This is a genomic window from Escherichia marmotae (genome assembly GCF_002900365.1).
GTDB classification, from domain to species: domain Bacteria; phylum Pseudomonadota; class Gammaproteobacteria; order Enterobacterales; family Enterobacteriaceae; genus Escherichia; species Escherichia marmotae.
Genome location: NZ_CP025979.1, coordinates 2,851,561 through 2,866,952 on the forward strand (window position 1 = coordinate 2,851,561; position 15,392 = coordinate 2,866,952).

Annotated in this window: 14 protein-coding genes and 1 pseudogene; 12 read left to right on the forward strand and 3 right to left on the reverse strand. The window is 51.5% G+C overall.

Going from position 1 to position 15,392, the window contains the following annotated elements:
- Positions 1–329: 329 nt before the first annotated feature.
- Together pckA and C1192_RS14865 are read left to right on the forward strand one after the other, a co-directional pair.
- Positions 330–1,952, forward strand: a complete 1,623-nt coding sequence (pckA, locus tag C1192_RS14860) for a phosphoenolpyruvate carboxykinase (ATP) (RefSeq protein ID WP_001517232.1) — start codon at positions 330–332, stop codon at positions 1,950–1,952.
- A gap of 74 nt (positions 1,953–2,026) precedes the next feature.
- Complete coding sequence (locus C1192_RS14865; protein WP_038355346.1) at positions 2,027–2,419, forward strand: hypothetical protein; 393 nt, start codon at positions 2,027–2,029, stop codon at positions 2,417–2,419.
- A 90-nt stretch (positions 2,420–2,509) separates the two neighbouring features.
- Here C1192_RS14865 and envZ read toward each other — a convergent pair whose 3' ends face one another.
- The gene (gene envZ, locus C1192_RS14870; protein WP_038355345.1) at positions 2,510–3,862 is read right to left on the reverse strand and encodes a two-component system sensor histidine kinase EnvZ; all 1,353 of its coding nucleotides are present in this window, start codon (positions 3,860–3,862) and stop codon (positions 2,510–2,512) included.
- Complete coding sequence (ompR, locus tag C1192_RS14875; RefSeq protein WP_001157751.1) at positions 3,859–4,578, reverse strand: osmolarity response regulator transcription factor OmpR; 720 nt, start codon at positions 4,576–4,578, stop codon at positions 3,859–3,861. Before ompR ends, envZ begins: the two co-directional genes overlap by 4 nt.
- 227 nt (positions 4,579–4,805) lie before the next feature.
- On the opposite strand from ompR, the gene greB reads away from it, so the two are divergent.
- The 8 genes from greB to C1192_RS14930 all read left to right on the forward strand — a co-directional run bounded on the left by greB (position 4,806) and on the right by C1192_RS14930 (position 12,980).
- The gene (greB, locus tag C1192_RS14885; protein WP_001517234.1) at positions 4,806–5,282 is read left to right on the forward strand and encodes a transcription elongation factor GreB; all 477 of its coding nucleotides are present in this window, start codon (positions 4,806–4,808) and stop codon (positions 5,280–5,282) included.
- 96 nt (positions 5,283–5,378) lie between these two features.
- Positions 5,379–7,700, forward strand: coding sequence for a Tex family protein (locus C1192_RS14890; RefSeq protein WP_000980770.1), 2,322 nt, complete (start codon positions 5,379–5,381; stop codon positions 7,698–7,700).
- 698 nt (positions 7,701–8,398) lie between these two features.
- The gene (feoA, locus tag C1192_RS14900; RefSeq protein WP_001200455.1) at positions 8,399–8,626 is read left to right on the forward strand and encodes a ferrous iron transporter A; all 228 of its coding nucleotides are present in this window, start codon (positions 8,399–8,401) and stop codon (positions 8,624–8,626) included.
- A 16-nt stretch (positions 8,627–8,642) separates the two neighbouring features.
- Positions 8,643–10,964 (forward strand): Fe(2+) transporter permease subunit FeoB, encoded by a 2,322-nt coding sequence (gene feoB, locus C1192_RS14905; protein ID WP_000737036.1) that lies wholly within the window; start codon positions 8,643–8,645, stop codon positions 10,962–10,964.
- A gap of 10 nt (positions 10,965–10,974) precedes the next feature.
- A complete protein-coding gene (gene feoC / locus C1192_RS14910; protein WP_000157586.1) occupies positions 10,975–11,211 on the forward strand; it encodes a [Fe-S]-dependent transcriptional repressor FeoC in 237 nt (78 codons plus the stop codon).
- A gap of 215 nt (positions 11,212–11,426) precedes the next feature.
- Complete coding sequence (gene rpnA / locus C1192_RS14920) at positions 11,427–12,329, forward strand: recombination-promoting nuclease RpnA (protein ID WP_038355344.1); 903 nt, start codon at positions 11,427–11,429, stop codon at positions 12,327–12,329.
- Between the two features lie 19 nt (positions 12,330–12,348).
- The gene (locus C1192_RS14925; protein ID WP_032141466.1) at positions 12,349–12,621 is read left to right on the forward strand and encodes an AbrB/MazE/SpoVT family DNA-binding domain-containing protein; all 273 of its coding nucleotides are present in this window, start codon (positions 12,349–12,351) and stop codon (positions 12,619–12,621) included.
- Positions 12,615–12,980, forward strand: a complete 366-nt coding sequence (locus C1192_RS14930) for a type II toxin-antitoxin system PemK/MazF family toxin (RefSeq protein WP_038355343.1) — start codon at positions 12,615–12,617, stop codon at positions 12,978–12,980. Before C1192_RS14925 ends, C1192_RS14930 begins: the two co-directional genes overlap by 7 nt.
- An 18-nt stretch (positions 12,981–12,998) precedes the next feature.
- Here the strand turns inward: C1192_RS14930 and bioH are convergent, their stop codons facing one another.
- On the reverse strand, positions 12,999–13,769 hold the full coding sequence (gene bioH, locus C1192_RS14935) for a pimeloyl-ACP methyl ester esterase BioH (RefSeq protein WP_001060066.1): 771 nt from the start codon (positions 13,767–13,769) through the stop codon (positions 12,999–13,001).
- 37 nt (positions 13,770–13,806) lie between these two features.
- On the opposite strand from bioH, the pseudogene gntX reads away from it, so the two are divergent.
- Together gntX and nfuA are read left to right on the forward strand one after the other, a co-directional pair.
- Positions 13,807–14,490 (forward strand): annotated as a pseudogene (gene gntX / locus C1192_RS14940) (DNA utilization protein GntX).
- 58 nt (positions 14,491–14,548) lie between these two features.
- Positions 14,549–15,124, forward strand: a complete 576-nt coding sequence (gene nfuA / locus C1192_RS14945) for a Fe-S biogenesis protein NfuA (protein WP_000619389.1) — start codon at positions 14,549–14,551, stop codon at positions 15,122–15,124.
- The last annotated feature ends 268 nt before the right edge of the window (positions 15,125–15,392 follow it).

Sequence of the window (15,392 nt, forward strand, 5' to 3'; positions counted from 1 at the left end):
ACTAATTTGCTTTTTTCAGAAAATAATCAAAAAAAGTTAGCGTGGTGAATCGATACTTTATCTATTGAATTTTCATCAGTTTCATAAATGAATGCGATTACGCTCACAATATCCCTGCCATATAAACCAATTTTTAACCTTTTAAGAACATTTTCCACACCGGGAATGCTATTTCTGCGATAATAGCAACCGTTTCGTGACAGGAATCACGGAGTTTTTTGTCAAATATGAATTTCTCCAGATACGTAAATCTATGAGCCTTGTCGCGGTTAACACCCCCAAAAAGACTTTACTATTCAGGCAATACATATTGGCTAAGGAGCAGTGAAATGCGCGTTAACAATGGTTTGACCCCGCAAGAACTCGAGGCTTATGGTATCAGTGACGTACATGATATCGTTTACAACCCAAGCTATGATCTGTTGTATCAGGAAGAGCTTGATCCAAACCTGACCGGTTATGAGCGCGGGGTGTTAACTAACCTGGGTGCTGTTGCCGTCGATACCGGGATCTTCACCGGCCGCTCACCAAAAGATAAGTATATCGTCCGTGACGATACTACCCGCGATACCTTCTGGTGGGCCGACAAAGGCAAAGGTAAGAACGACAACAAACCTCTCTCTCCGGAAACCTGGCAGCATCTGAAAGGCCTGGTGACCAAACAGCTTTCCGGCAAACGCCTGTTTGTCGTTGACGCTTTCTGTGGCGCTAACCCGGACACTCGCCTTTCCGTGCGTTTCATCACCGAAGTGGCCTGGCAGGCGCATTTCGTCAAGAACATGTTTATTCGCCCGAGTGATGAAGAGCTGGAAGATTTCAAACCAGACTTTATCGTCATGAACGGCGCGAAGTGCACCAACCCGCAGTGGAAAGAACAGGGTCTGAACTCTGAAAACTTCGTTGCGTTTAACCTGACTGAGCGCATGCAGTTGATTGGTGGCACCTGGTACGGCGGTGAGATGAAGAAAGGGATGTTCTCAATGATGAACTACCTGCTGCCGCTGAAAGGCATTGCCTCCATGCACTGCTCCGCCAACGTTGGCGAGAAAGGCGATGTTGCGGTGTTCTTCGGCCTTTCCGGCACCGGTAAAACCACCCTTTCCACCGACCCGAAACGTCGCCTGATTGGCGATGACGAGCACGGCTGGGATGATGACGGCGTATTTAACTTCGAAGGCGGCTGCTACGCGAAAACCATCAAGCTGTCGAAAGAAGCAGAACCCGAAATCTACAACGCCATCCGTCGCGATGCGCTGCTGGAAAACGTCACCGTGCGTGAAGATGGCACTATCGACTTTGATGATGGTTCAAAAACCGAGAATACCCGCGTTTCTTATCCGATCTATCATATCGAAAACATCGTTAAGCCAGTCTCCAAAGCGGGCCACGCGACTAAAGTGATCTTCCTGACCGCAGATGCTTTTGGCGTACTGCCGCCGGTTTCTCGCCTGACTGCCGATCAAACCCAGTACCACTTCCTCTCAGGCTTCACCGCCAAACTGGCCGGTACTGAGCGTGGCATCACCGAACCGACGCCAACCTTCTCTGCCTGTTTCGGCGCGGCATTCCTGTCGCTGCACCCGACTCAGTACGCAGAAGTGCTGGTGAAACGTATGCAGGCGGCGGGTGCGCAGGCATATCTCGTTAACACCGGCTGGAACGGCACTGGCAAACGTATCTCCATTAAAGATACCCGCGCCATTATCGATGCCATCCTGAACGGTTCGCTGGATAACGCAGAAACCTTCACCCTGCCGATGTTTAACCTGGCGATCCCAACCGAGCTGCCGGGCGTAGATACGAAGATCCTCGATCCGCGTAACACCTACGCTTCCCCGGAACAGTGGCAGGAAAAAGCTGAAACGCTGGCGAAACTGTTTATCGACAACTTCGATAAATACACCGACACCCCTGCGGGTGCCGCGCTGGTCGCTGCTGGCCCGAAGCTGTAATCAGTTAAGTTAAGAGACAAAAGCCCCCGTTTCGCAAGATACGGGGGATTTTTTATAGTAGAAAGGAAGCATCAATGAGCTACGATTTAATGGTGTTTGAACGTAGTGCAGCCCCACAAGATCCGGCTGTTTTTATGGAATGGTATGAGAAGCAAACTTCGTGGAGTGAACAACACGACTACAATAATTCAGAAATAAGCAGCCCCGCCCTTAGAAATTTTTACTCAACTCTGATTCAAACCTTCCCTAATTTAAATGGGTCGGATGCCCCCGATGACGAACAGTTCGATAAGCTGGATGAGTCAGGATTAGATGTTTATTTGACCGACTATTCAATTGGAAAAAATATTATCTATATGGCATTTAGCTGGTCTGTAGCAGATGACGCATTGAAAAAAGTTCGTGAAATAGCTCACCTTCATCAAGTTGGTTTTTGCAATGTAAGTAGCAATATGGAAGTTGAATAATCTTATCAACACGATGAGTCTATATTCTCGTGTTGTGAGCATAATGTATTAGAAGCGAAAAAAACGGGAGGCTCATCGCCTCCCATTTTTTTACCCTTCTTTTGTCGTGCCCTGCGCTCGCGTGACCGGTACAGGCAACCAGGCGCGAATGGAAAGCCCGCCTCGCTCGCTGGTGCCGAGCTCCAGCATCCCGTTATGGTTATCGATGATACGCTGCACAATTGCCAGCCCTAACCCCGTTCCGCTAATGGTGCGCGCGCTGTCGCCGCGAACAAACGGCTGGAATAAGTGCTTACGCTGCTCTGGTTCAATACCAGGACCATCATCTTCCACCTGGAACCAGGCGCGATTCGGCTCCGTACCGCTACTGACTTTAATCCAGCCATTGCCGTAACGGGCGGCGTTCACCACCATATTTGCCACTGCGCGTTTGATGGAGAGCGGATGCATTTTTACTTCAATGCTGCCCGGCTCAAGCGCGGTTTCAATTTCCCGCTCATAGCCACTTTCCGCAGCAATCACCTCACCAAGCACGGCATTAAGATCGGCCAACTCCATCGGCATCTCCTGCCCGGTGCGTAGATAGTCGATAAATTGCTCAATGATGGCATTGCACTCTTCGATATCCTTGTTGATCGATTCCGCCAGGTAGCCATCCTGCTCACTCATCATCTCCGTTGCCAGGCGAATACGCGTCAGCGGCGTGCACAGGTCATGACTCACCCCTGCCATCAACAACGTGCGGTCATCCGCCAGTTGCTTGACGCCAGCCGCCATATGGTTGAAGGCACGGGTAACCGAACGCACCTCCGAAGCACCATATTCACGCAGCGGCGGAGGAATAATCCCCTTACCCACCTGCAAAGCCGCATGTTCGAGATCGACTAACGGTCGGTTCTGAATACGAATAAACAGCCACGCGCCGCCTATCGCCAACAGCATTATCGCCAGCGTATAGCGGAACAGCGGGGAGAAATCACCCTGATGAATTTCGGTCAGCGGCACACGCACCCAGATATTGGGCGACAGCCAGGTTTTCAGCCAGACGACAGGCGAGCTTTTGTTGACCTCGACGCGAACTTCCGTCGGACCGCCCAGTTGCTGCGCCATCTGATGGCTTAAGAATTCATAGTGTTGCGCCCAACGCAGCCCGGCCTCTTCGGCAGCTTCGTTGGAATAGAGAGAGATCCCCAGCTCACGGTAGATCTCCCGACGAAAAGCGGGAGGCACAACCAACTGCGTGCCGTCCTCCAGTTGCAGTTTGTCGGTCATCAACATACGTACTTCGTATGCGAGGACTTTATTAAACTGCTGAAGGCTCGGCAAAATCGCGAAGTTCAGTACCACCAGGTAAGTCGTCACCAGGCTGACGAACAGCAAGGTGACGATGAGCAATAACGTGCGGGCAAATGAACTTCGTGGCGAGAAGCGCAATCGCCTCATGCTTTAGAACCGTCCGGCACGAAGACGTAGCCCAGACCCCAGACGGTCTGAATGTAACGTGGGTGCGCCGGATCTTCTTCCACCATGCGGCGCAGACGCGAGATCTGCACGTCGATGGAGCGTTCCATTGCGGAATATTCACGTCCACGGGCAAGGTTCATCAATTTATCGCGGGAGAGCGGCTCACGCGGATGACTGACCAGCGCCTTCAGTACCGCAAATTCACCGCTGGTGAGCGGCATCGGCTCATCTTCACGGAACATTTCGCGCGTACCGAGGTTAAGTTTGAACTTACCGAAAGCAATTACCGCTTCTTCCTGCGACGGCGCGCCCGGCAACTCGTTCGCCTGACGACGCAGTACCGCACGAATACGAGCCAGCAGTTCACGTGGGTTAAACGGTTTCGGAATGTAATCGTCAGCGCCAATCTCCAGGCCAACGATACGGTCAACTTCTTCCCCTTTCGCCGTCACCATAATGATCGGCATCGGGTTACTCTGGCTACGAAGACGTCGGCAAATCGACAAGCCATCTTCACCAGGTAACATCAAATCCAGTACCATAAGATGGAAAGATTCACGGGTGAGCAGGCGATCCATCTGTTCTGCATTAGCGACGCTTCGAACCTGGAAGCCTTGTTCGGTGAGATAACGCTCCAGCAGCGCGCGCAGGCGCATGTCGTCATCGACCACCAGAATCTTGTAGTTCTCTTGCATTGTTTATACTCCCAAAGGTTCGCAACAATTTGTAAGCGTGTATTCTTAAAAAAGCTTACGTTCGTCACCAGCTAAATCTGGTATAAATTTCAGCCTAAATTGTTACAAAGCATATTAAACAGCAGTTTAAGTATACAATTTATTCGGCGGAACATTATTGATTCTGTTGATATGATCACGTTATACCCAATGTGCGCATTATCAAACAGACAAAGGGAATCAACGAGATGAAAACGCCCCTGATTACCCGGGAAGGGTATGAAAAACTCAAACAAGAGCTCAATTATCTCTGGCGTGAAGAACGCCCCGAGGTCACAAAAAAGGTGACCTGGGCTGCAAGTCTGGGCGACCGCAGCGAAAATGCTGACTATCAGTATAATAAAAAGCGCCTGCGTGAAATCGACCGCCGCGTGCGCTACCTCACTAAATGCATGGAAAATCTCAAAATCGTCGATTATTCCCCGCAGCAGGAAGGCAAAGTGTTCTTTGGCGCGTGGGTGGAGATTGAAAACGACGATGGTGTTACCCACCGTTTTCGTATCGTCGGCTACGATGAAATTTTTGGCCGTAAAGATTACATCTCTATTGATTCCCCAATGGCCCGCGCATTGCTGAAAAAAGAGGTTGGCGATCTGGCGGTGGTGAATACCCCTGCCGGGGAAGCGAGCTGGTATGTTAATGCCATCGAGTACGTGAAACCGTAAGGAAGAGTCTTAACCTCCTGCCGATGGCTGGCATTTTTGCCAGCCAGTCCGTATAACTATCCCCTGATTTTTGATCCGAAAAGATGAACTCAAACCATGATGAATGATTCGTTCTGCCGCATTATTGCGGGTGAAATTCAGGCGCGCCCGGAACAGGTTGAAGCCGCCGTTCGCCTGCTTGACGAAGGGAATACCGTGCCGTTTATCGCACGTTATCGTAAGGAAATCACCGGCGGTCTGGATGACACGCAGTTGCGTAATCTGGAAACGCGTCTGGGATATTTGCGCGAGCTGGAAGAGAGACGTCAGGCGATCCTCAAGTCCATTTCTGAGCAAGGTAAACTCACCGATGAGCTGGCGAATGCCATCAACGCCACTTTGAGCAAAACCGAACTCGAAGACCTCTATCTGCCCTACAAACCTAAACGCCGCACCCGTGGGCAAATCGCCATTGAAGCAGGTCTTGAGCCGTTAGCTGACCTGTTGTGGAACGATCCATCGCAAACGCCGGAAATTGCCGCTGCGCAATTTGTTGATGCTGATAAAGGCGTAGCGGATACCAAAGCCGCGCTGGACGGCGCGCGCTATATACTGATGGAACGTTTTGCCGAAGATGCCGCCCTGTTGGCGAAAGTGCGTGATTATCTGTGGAAGAACGCACATCTGGTCTCAACCGTAGTGAGCGGTAAAGAAGAGGAAGGGGCAAAATTTCGCGACTATTTCGATCATCACGAACCGCTGTCAACGGTGCCCTCTCACCGCGCGCTGGCGATGTTCCGTGGGCGTAATGAAGGCGTACTCCAGCTTTCGCTGAATGCCGATCCGCAGTTCGACGAGCCACCGAAAGAGAGCTATTGCGAACAAATCATTATGGATCACCTCGGCCTGCGCCTGAACAATGCTCCGGCGGATAGCTGGCGCAAGGGCGTGGTGAGCTGGACCTGGCGCATCAAGGTGCTGATGCATCTGGAAACCGAACTGATGGGCACCGTGCGCGAACGCGCAGAAGATGAAGCAATCAACGTTTTTGCCCGTAACCTGCATGATCTGCTGATGGCGGCTCCTGCCGGGCTGCGTGCGACGATGGGCCTCGATCCGGGTCTGCGTACCGGGGTAAAAGTAGCGGTAGTCGATGCGACCGGTAAACTGGTGGCAACCGACACCATTTATCCGCACACCGGGCAGGCCGCAAAAGCAGCGATGACCGTTGCTGCTCTGTGCGAAAAACATAACGTTGAACTGGTGGCGATTGGTAACGGTACGGCTTCCCGCGAAACCGAGCGTTTCTATCTCGACGTTCAGAAGCAGTTCCCGAAAGTGACGGCGCAAAAAGTGATCGTCAGCGAAGCAGGCGCATCGGTTTACTCTGCTTCCGAACTGGCAGCACAGGAGTTCCCGGATCTCGATGTTTCTCTGCGTGGCGCGGTATCTATCGCCCGTCGTTTGCAAGATCCGCTGGCGGAGCTGGTGAAAATCGATCCGAAATCCATCGGCGTGGGTCAGTATCAGCATGACGTCAGCCAGACACAACTGGCTCGCAAACTGGATGCAGTGGTGGAAGACTGCGTAAACGCCGTTGGCGTCGATCTCAACACCGCTTCTGTTCCGCTGTTAACTCGCGTGGCGGGTCTGACGCGCATGATGGCACAAAACATCGTTGCCTGGCGCGATGAGAATGGGCAATTCAAAAACCGTCAGCAATTGTTAAAAGTTAGCCGTTTAGGGCCTAAAGCCTTCGAGCAGTGTGCGGGCTTCCTGCGTATTAACCACGGCGATAACCCGCTGGACGCGTCTACCGTTCACCCGGAAGCCTATCCGGTGGTCGAACGCATTCTGGCGGCAACGCAACAGGCACTGAAAGATCTGATGGGTAACAGCAGCGAACTGCGTAACCTGAAAGCCTCTGACTTTACCGATGAGAAATTCGGTGTGCCGACGGTAACCGACATTATCAAAGAGCTGGAAAAACCGGGTCGCGACCCGCGTCCGGAATTTAAAACCGCTCAGTTTGCCGATGGCGTCGAGACAATGAACGACCTGCAACCGGGTATGATCCTCGAAGGTGCAGTCACCAACGTCACCAACTTTGGCGCGTTTGTCGATATCGGCGTACATCAGGACGGTCTGGTTCACATCTCTTCCCTGTCGAATAAGTTTGTGGAAGATCCGCACACCGTGGTGAAAGCGGGTGACATTGTGAAGGTGAAAGTGCTGGAAGTGGATCTCCAGCGTAAACGTATCGCCCTGACCATGCGCCTGGACGAACAGCCTGGTGAAACCAATGTCCGTCGTGGCGGCGGTAACGATCGTCCGCAAAACAACCGCCCGGCAGCAAAACCGCGTGGCCGTGAAACGCAGCCTGCCGGTAACAGCGCGATGATGGATGCGCTGGCAGCAGCAATGGGTAAAAAGCGTTAAACACTATGACTGGCCTACGGTTCAGCTTTGCACGGGTTCGTAGGCCAGATAAGGCGTTCACGCCGCATCTGGCAATAAACGCCTTAACTGACATAAAAGTGCCGGAGAACATCTCCGGCATTTGAGATTGCTGACAAACTCGCTTACGGGTCAAAACAGGCACAACTTTCCCCCCTCTCCCTAGCCCTCTCCCCGATGGGGCGAGGGGACCGTCCGTGCACTTGCCTGGCTCCGGTATTTTTATTCCACAGCCAAAACCACAATATATTCCGCTAATATTTATCACATCATTAACAACTGAAACCTTAATTAAACATCAAGCCGCCCTAATAATTCGTCACTCGAATTTTATTTTGACCCAGATATAACCTTGAGCCACATCAACATTGGCGCAAATTATTATCTAAACCAACATTCGCACACATTTTAAGTATTGCTGATAGAAACCATTCTCATTATCATTGTGCTGTTGATTATTTAATCTCTCCTTCGTTGGCGAATCATCTGGTCTCATGTCGCTGTCAAACGCCCCATGAGGTAGTTAACCAGTTTTACTCTAAATAATTCGAGTTGCAGGAAGGCGGCAAGTGAGAGAGTCCCCAGGTACTTACTCCAGTAAGTAACTGGGGTGAGCGACCGAAGCCGCAGCACATGCAATTTGAATTATGACGAGTATAGCGAGAAACAAGTAGGCACCTATGCAATACACCCCAGATACTGCGTGGAAAATCACTGGCTTTTCCCGTGAAATTAGCCCGGCATATCGTCAGAAGCTGCTTTCTCTTGGCATGTTACCTGGCTCCTCTTTTAATGTGGTGCGCGTCGCTCCACTCGGTGATCCTATTCATATCGAAACCCGTCGTGTAAGCCTGGTATTACGGAAAAAAGATCTGGCCTTATTAGAAGTGGAAGCGGTTTCCTGTTAATACGGTGAGAATAACAATGAAAAAATTAACCATTGGCTTAATTGGTAATCCAAATTCTGGCAAGACAACTTTATTTAACCAGCTCACCGGGGCTCGTCAGCGTGTAGGAAACTGGGCTGGTGTTACCGTCGAACGTAAAGAGGGTCAGTTCACCACTACCGATCATCAGGTCACCCTGGTGGATCTGCCCGGCACTTATTCTCTGACCACCATCTCTTCGCAGACTTCGCTGGATGAGCAAATCGCCTGTCACTACATTTTAAGCGGCGATGCCGATCTGCTGATTAACGTGGTGGATGCGTCTAACCTTGAACGTAACCTTTACCTGACGCTGCAACTACTGGAGCTGGGTATTCCGTGCATCGTGGCGCTGAACATGCTCGACATTGCCGAGAAGCAAAATATTCGCATTGAAATTGATGCCCTGGCGGCGCGTCTTGGCTGCCCGGTGGTTCCACTGGTCTCCACTCGTGGTCGTGGTATTGAAGCGCTGAAACTGGCAATTGACCGCTACAAAGCCAACGAGAATGTAGAACTGGTGCATTACGCCCAACCGCTAATCAATGAAGCCGACGCACTGGCGAAAGTGATGCCGTCCGACATCCCGCTGAAACATCGCCGCTGGCTGGGTCTGCAAATGTTGGAAGGCGATATTTACAGCCGCGCCTACGCTGGTGAAGCATCGCAGCATCTGGATGCTGCTCTCGCCCGTCTGCGTAATGAGATGGACGATCCGGCGCTACACATTGCCGATGCGCGTTACCAGTGTATTGCCGCCATCTGTGATGTGGTGAGCAACACCCTGACGGCAGAACCCAGCCGTTTCACCACTGCCGTAGATAAAATCGTGCTTAACCGATTCCTTGGTCTGCCGATTTTCCTCTTTGTGATGTACCTGATGTTCCTGCTGGCTATCAATATCGGCGGGGCGCTACAACCGCTGTTTGACGTCGGTTCCGTGGCGCTGTTTGTACATGGTATTCAGTGGATTGGTTACACACTCCACTTCCCGGACTGGCTGACTATCTTCCTCGCCCAGGGCCTGGGTGGTGGCATTAACACCGTTCTGCCACTGGTGCCGCAAATTGGCATGATGTACCTGTTCCTCTCCTTCCTGGAAGACTCCGGATATATGGCGCGTGCGGCGTTTGTGATGGACCGTCTGATGCAGGCGTTGGGATTACCGGGTAAATCTTTTGTGCCATTGATTGTTGGCTTCGGTTGTAACGTGCCGTCGGTGATGGGCGCGCGAACCCTTGATGCACCGCGTGAACGCCTGATGACCATCATGATGGCTCCATTTATGTCCTGCGGCGCACGTCTGGCAATCTTCGCGGTATTTGCGGCTGCGTTCTTTGGGCAGAACGGCGCGCTGGCTGTGTTCTCACTGTATATGCTGGGTATCGTGATGGCTGTGCTGACTGGCCTGATGCTCAAATACACCATCATGCGCGGTGAAGCGACGCCGTTTGTCATGGAGTTGCCGGTATACCACGTACCACACGTTAAGAGCCTGATTATCCAGACCTGGCAGCGTCTGAAAGGTTTCGTTCTGCGCGCCGGTAAAGTGATTATCATCGTCAGTATTTTCCTGAGTGCCTTCAACAGCTTCTCGCTAAGCGGGAAAATCGTCGACAACATCAACGACTCAGCGCTGGCTTCTGTCAGCCGTGTGATCACCCCGGTCTTCAAGCCGATTGGTGTACATGAAGATAACTGGCAGGCAACGGTTGGCCTGTTCACGGGTGCCATGGCGAAAGAAGTGGTGGTGGGTACGCTCAACACCCTCTACACCGCAGAAAATATTCAGGACGAAGAGTTCAATCCGGCGGAATTCAACCTTGGTGAAGAGCTGTTCAGCGCGGTAGATGAAACCTGGCAGAGTCTGAAAGACACCTTTAGCCTTAGCGTACTGATGAACCCAATTGAAGCCAGCAAAGGCGACGGTGAAATGGGCACCGGGGCGATGGGCGTGATGGATCAAAAATTCGGTAGCGCGGCAGCAGCTTACAGCTATCTGATTTTTGTCCTGCTGTATGTACCGTGCATCTCGGTAATGGGCGCCATCGCTCGTGAATCAAGCCGTGGCTGGATGGGCTTCTCCATCCTGTGGGGGCTGAATATCGCTTACTCGCTCGCCACCTTGTTCTATCAGGTTGCCAGCTACAGCCAGCACCCAACCTACAGTCTGGTGTGCATTCTGGCGGTGATCCTGTTTAACATCGTGGTCATTGGCCTGCTGCGTCGCGCGCGTAGCCGGGTTGATATCGAACTGCTGGCAACGCGCAAATCGGTAAGCAGTTGCTGCGCAGCCAGCACCTCTGGCGATTGCCACTAAGGATACGGCAATGGCTTCGCTCATCCAGGTGCGTGATTTGCTGGCGTTACGGGGCCGTATGGAAGCGGCCCAAATCAGCCAGACGCTGAACACTCCACAACCGATGATTAACGCAATGCTGCAACAACTGGAAAGTATGGGCAAAGCCGTGCGGATTCAGGAAGAACCTGACGGCTGCCTCTCCGGCAGTTGCAAAAGCTGCCCGGAAGGAAAAGCCTGTCTGCGTGAGTGGTGGGCGTTGCGTTAACATTGTTCCACAACATTGTTCCACCACCTGTTTTGAAAAGCCCGGTATGCGTTTGCTACCGGGCTTTTTTGCGTGCCACTTTCCATAAAAATGCAACTCTTGCAGCACGACGTAAATTCCTCTGAAAGAGTCTCGCAGGGATGAAAACTGGCTAATGCACAGGTGTGGAGTGGCGCGTAGAGTCGCGGCATTCAAACAACAGGTGAAGGAACGCCATGAGCAAAAAGCAGAGTTCCACCCCACACGATGCGCTGTTCAAACTCTTTTTACGCCAACCGGACACGGCGCGCGATTTTCTTGCGTTCCATTTACCGGCCCCCATTCACGCGCTCTGTGATATGAAAACCCTCAAGCTGGAGTCGAGCAGTTTTATTGATGACGATCTGCGTGAAAGCTACTCCGACGTGCTGTGGTCGGTGAAAACCGAGCAAGGACCAGGATACATCTATTGCCTGATTGAACATCAAAGCACCTCAAACAAACTGATCGCATTTCGCATGATGCGTTACGCCATTGCCGCAATGCAAAATCACCTGGATGCCGGATACAAAACGTTGCCGATGGTGGTGCCGTTGTTGTTTTACCATGGTATTGAAAGCCCCTATCCCTATTCGCTGTGTTGGCTGGATCCCAACCTGGCCAGGCAGCTTTACGCCTCTGCATTTCCGCTGATTGATGTCACCGTCATGCCTGATGATGAAATCATGCAACACCGACGCATGGCGCTGCTGGAGTTAATTCAAAAACATATTCGTCAACGCGACCTGATGGGACTGGTAGAGCAAATGGCCTGCTTATTAAGTAGTGGATACGCTAATGACAGACAAATCAAAGGGCTGTTTAATTACATACTACAAACAGGCGATGCGGTACGTTTTAACGATTTTATCGATGATGTGGCCAAACGTTCACCGAAACACAAGGAGAGTTTAATGACTATTGCGGAAAGATTGCGGCAGGAGGGACATCGTCAAGGGGTACAACAAGGTGTACAGCAAGGACGACGCCTGGAAGCCCTGGATATTGCCCAAACGATGCTGAAAGCGGGTATCCCCCACGAAGACATAATCTTATTTACCAGCCTGACGATGGAGGAGCTTAAAGAAATTATCCATTGATAAAACAAAGGAGAGTTTAATGACTATTGCAGAAAGATTACGGCAACAAGGAGGAGCCATGATCGTTACTATCCCACGAGATCTTGCCACCGATCCTGGCTGGTCACCGGGCACAGAGATTACCGTGGAGAAAAAAGGCGATAGCGTTAATTTGCGCGCCACAGAGCACAAGCCGCGTGGGCGTCTTACCGTCGCGCAATTGTTGAGCCAGATCGATGAAAGCGAAATTACGGAGCTAAATCAGTCGACAGAAGGATGGGCAGAAGGGAAAAAAGGTAATGAAGCATGGTAAAGGCACGGACGCCACATAGTGGTGAGATCTGGTATTTTAACCCTGCTCCGGTTGCCGGGCATGAACTTCGGGGTCCACATTATTGCATTGTGGTAACAGACAAAGAACTCAACAATGTCTTAAAAGTTGCTATGTGCTGTCCGATTTCAACAGAGGCAAATGCAACACGTTCCACAGGGGTGACGGTGAACGTCCTCCCCCATGATACGCAAACCGGTAACCTGCATGGCGTTGTGCTTTGTCACCAGCTAAAAGCTGTCGATCTTATTGCCCGTGGCGCTAAATTTCATACCGTTGCCGATGAAACATTGATTAGTAAGGTACTCGGTAAACTGGTAAATTTAATCGACTCACAATAATTTGCCCTTACTTACCACCTACACCCTCTGCTTCAACGCCACCAGCAGGTGACAAAACTCATCCGGATGCGAAATAAACGGCGCATGAGCCGCTTTGGCGAAGATATATGATTTGCTGTGAGGCCATAGTTCATCCAGCATTGGCACTACTTTGCGCGGCACCAGACCGTCAAGATAGCCATATAAGCGCAAAAACGGCATTTGTACGCTTTGCAACGGCTGACGGAGATCGACCGTTTTCAGAATTTCCAGCCCACCATTAAGCACGTCAACCTCCGGCATCGGTAACGCCAGAACGGTTTTCTTCAGCGCTCGCGCATCCTGACGCGCCGTTTCCGTGCCCATCGTTTGTAGTGCAAGGAACCGTTCCACTGTACGCTGAAAATCTTCACTTAGCTGCTGCTGAAAACCCGCCAGCACGTCCGGTTTTATCCCCGGCCACTCGTCACGAGCACTGAAACACGGTGACGAAGCTACGGTAACCAGCGCCTGAACACGCTCGGGATGGGTTAACGCAATCTGACTTGCCACCAGCCCCCCCAGACTCCAGCCCAACCAGATGGCTTTATTCGGTGCCCGTTGCAGCACGCATTCCGCCATGTCAGAAAGCGACATCGCGCCATATCCCTGGCTGCGCCCGAAGCCAGGCAGATCAACAAGATGCAGCGTAAAATGCGAGCTGAGTTCCTCATCGATGCAACGCCACACTTCGGCATTCAGTCCCCATCCGTGCAACAGCACAAGATGAACATTCCCCTGACCTTTGGTCTGCCACCAGATGTTATTCATCCGCTATTGTTCTCTTTTGACTCACAAGGATGAATATATGCTAACAGTACCGGGATTATGCTGGCTATGCCGAATGCCGCTGGCGTTAGGTCATTGGGGAATCTGTTCTGTCTGCTCCCGCGCCGCACGTACACATAAAACGTTATGCCCGCAGTGTGGATTACCGGCTTCACACTCACATCTTCCCTGCGGTCGCTGCCTGAAAAAACCGCCACCGTAGCAAAGACTGATCACTGTTGCCAACTATGCACCTCCATTAAGCCCGCTCATTCACCAGCTTAAGTTTTTGCGACGTAGTGAAATCGCCAGCGGCCTGTCACGTCTGTTACTATTAGAAGTCTTACACGCCCATCGGACTACCGGATTACAACTGCCGGATCGTATCGTCAGTGTTCCGTTATGGCAGCGCCGCCACTGGCGTCGGGGATTCAATCAAAGCGATTTGCTGTGCCAGCCTTTATCGCGCTGGCTGCACTGCCAATGGGATAGCGACGCCGTCACGCGTATAAGAGCCACTGCGACCCAGCATTTCCTCAGTGCCCGGCTGCGCAAGCGCAACCTGAAAAATGCCTTTCGCCTTGAATTGCCCGTGCAAGGTCGCCATATGGTGATTGTGGATGATGTCGTTACCACCGGAAGTACCGTCGCAGAGATTGCGCAGTTGCTTTTACGCAATGGTGCGGCGACAGTCCAGGTCTGGTGCCTTTGTCGAACCTTGTAGAGCCTCGATGATGGGCGTATTATAACCAACTAAAATAGTCAACTATTAGGCCATTACTATGATCCGTATTTCCGATGCTGCACAAGCGCACTTTGCCAAACTGCTGGCAAACCAGGAAGAAGGGACACAAATCCGCGTATTTGTGATTAACCCTGGCACGCCTAACGCTGAATGTGGCGTATCTTATTGTCCGCCAGACGCCGTAGAAGCCACCGATACTGCCCTGAAATTTGACCTGCTGACCGCGTATGTTGATGAACTAAGCGCACCTTACCTGGAAGATGCAGAGATTGATTTTGTTACCGACCAACTGGGTTCTCAGCTAACGCTGAAAGCCCCGAACGCCAAAATGCGTAAAGTGGCTGACGATGCGCCGCTGATGGAGCGCGTGGAGTATATGCTGCAATCGCAGATTAACCCGCAGCTTGCCGGTCACGGTGGTCGTGTCTCGCTGATGGAAATCACCGAAGACGGTTATGCCATTCTGCAATTTGGCGGCGGCTGTAACGGTTGTTCCATGGTCGACGTGACGCTGAAAGAAGGGATCGAAAAGCAGTTGCTGAACGAATTCCCGGAACTGAAAGGTGTACGTGACCTCACCGAACACCAGCGCGGCGAACACTCTTACTACTAAGTTATCCCCCTCTTTTGTAGATTGCCCGATGCGACGCTAAAGCGTCTTATCGGGCTACGTTGAACATGTGCCAGACGTTGGCACGGCATTACCTCAGTAAATCTAATCCCTTCATTTCCCCATGATAATATGACCAACCTCTCATAATTTAAATTTACCCCGCTCTGGTGATTCTCAAGCGCATAATGTTACCCGTATCATTCTCATGGACACCAAACACACTCATACCATTTGACGACACTAATTCGTTTTAGGAGTCATCAGCCGT

What these genes read in the sequence shown, in the direction of transcription:
- C1192_RS14925 (WP_032141466.1), top strand. Translation starts at nt 12,349, where the DNA reads ATGACTATTGCAGAAAGATTACGGCAACAAGGAGGAGCCATGATCGTT.
- C1192_RS14890 (WP_000980770.1), top strand. Translation starts at nt 5,379, where the DNA reads ATGATGAATGATTCGTTCTGCCGCATTATTGCGGGTGAAATTCAGGCG.
- C1192_RS14930 (WP_038355343.1), top strand. Translation starts at nt 12,615, where the DNA reads ATGGTAAAGGCACGGACGCCACATAGTGGTGAGATCTGGTATTTTAAC.
- C1192_RS14865 (WP_038355346.1), top strand. Translation starts at nt 2,027, where the DNA reads ATGAGCTACGATTTAATGGTGTTTGAACGTAGTGCAGCCCCACAAGAT.
- feoC (WP_000157586.1), top strand. Translation starts at nt 10,975, where the DNA reads ATGGCTTCGCTCATCCAGGTGCGTGATTTGCTGGCGTTACGGGGCCGT.
- ompR (WP_001157751.1), bottom strand. Translation starts at nt 4,578, where the DNA reads ATGCAAGAGAACTACAAGATTCTGGTGGTCGATGACGACATGCGCCTG.
- envZ (WP_038355345.1), bottom strand. Translation starts at nt 3,862, where the DNA reads ATGAGGCGATTGCGCTTCTCGCCACGAAGTTCATTTGCCCGCACGTTA.
- feoB (WP_000737036.1), top strand. Translation starts at nt 8,643, where the DNA reads ATGAAAAAATTAACCATTGGCTTAATTGGTAATCCAAATTCTGGCAAG.
- nfuA (WP_000619389.1), top strand. Translation starts at nt 14,549, where the DNA reads ATGATCCGTATTTCCGATGCTGCACAAGCGCACTTTGCCAAACTGCTG.
- rpnA (WP_038355344.1), top strand. Translation starts at nt 11,427, where the DNA reads ATGAGCAAAAAGCAGAGTTCCACCCCACACGATGCGCTGTTCAAACTC.
- pckA (WP_001517232.1), top strand. Translation starts at nt 330, where the DNA reads ATGCGCGTTAACAATGGTTTGACCCCGCAAGAACTCGAGGCTTATGGT.
- feoA (WP_001200455.1), top strand. Translation starts at nt 8,399, where the DNA reads ATGCAATACACCCCAGATACTGCGTGGAAAATCACTGGCTTTTCCCGT.
- bioH (WP_001060066.1), bottom strand. Translation starts at nt 13,769, where the DNA reads ATGAATAACATCTGGTGGCAGACCAAAGGTCAGGGGAATGTTCATCTT.
- greB (WP_001517234.1), top strand. Translation starts at nt 4,806, where the DNA reads ATGAAAACGCCCCTGATTACCCGGGAAGGGTATGAAAAACTCAAACAA.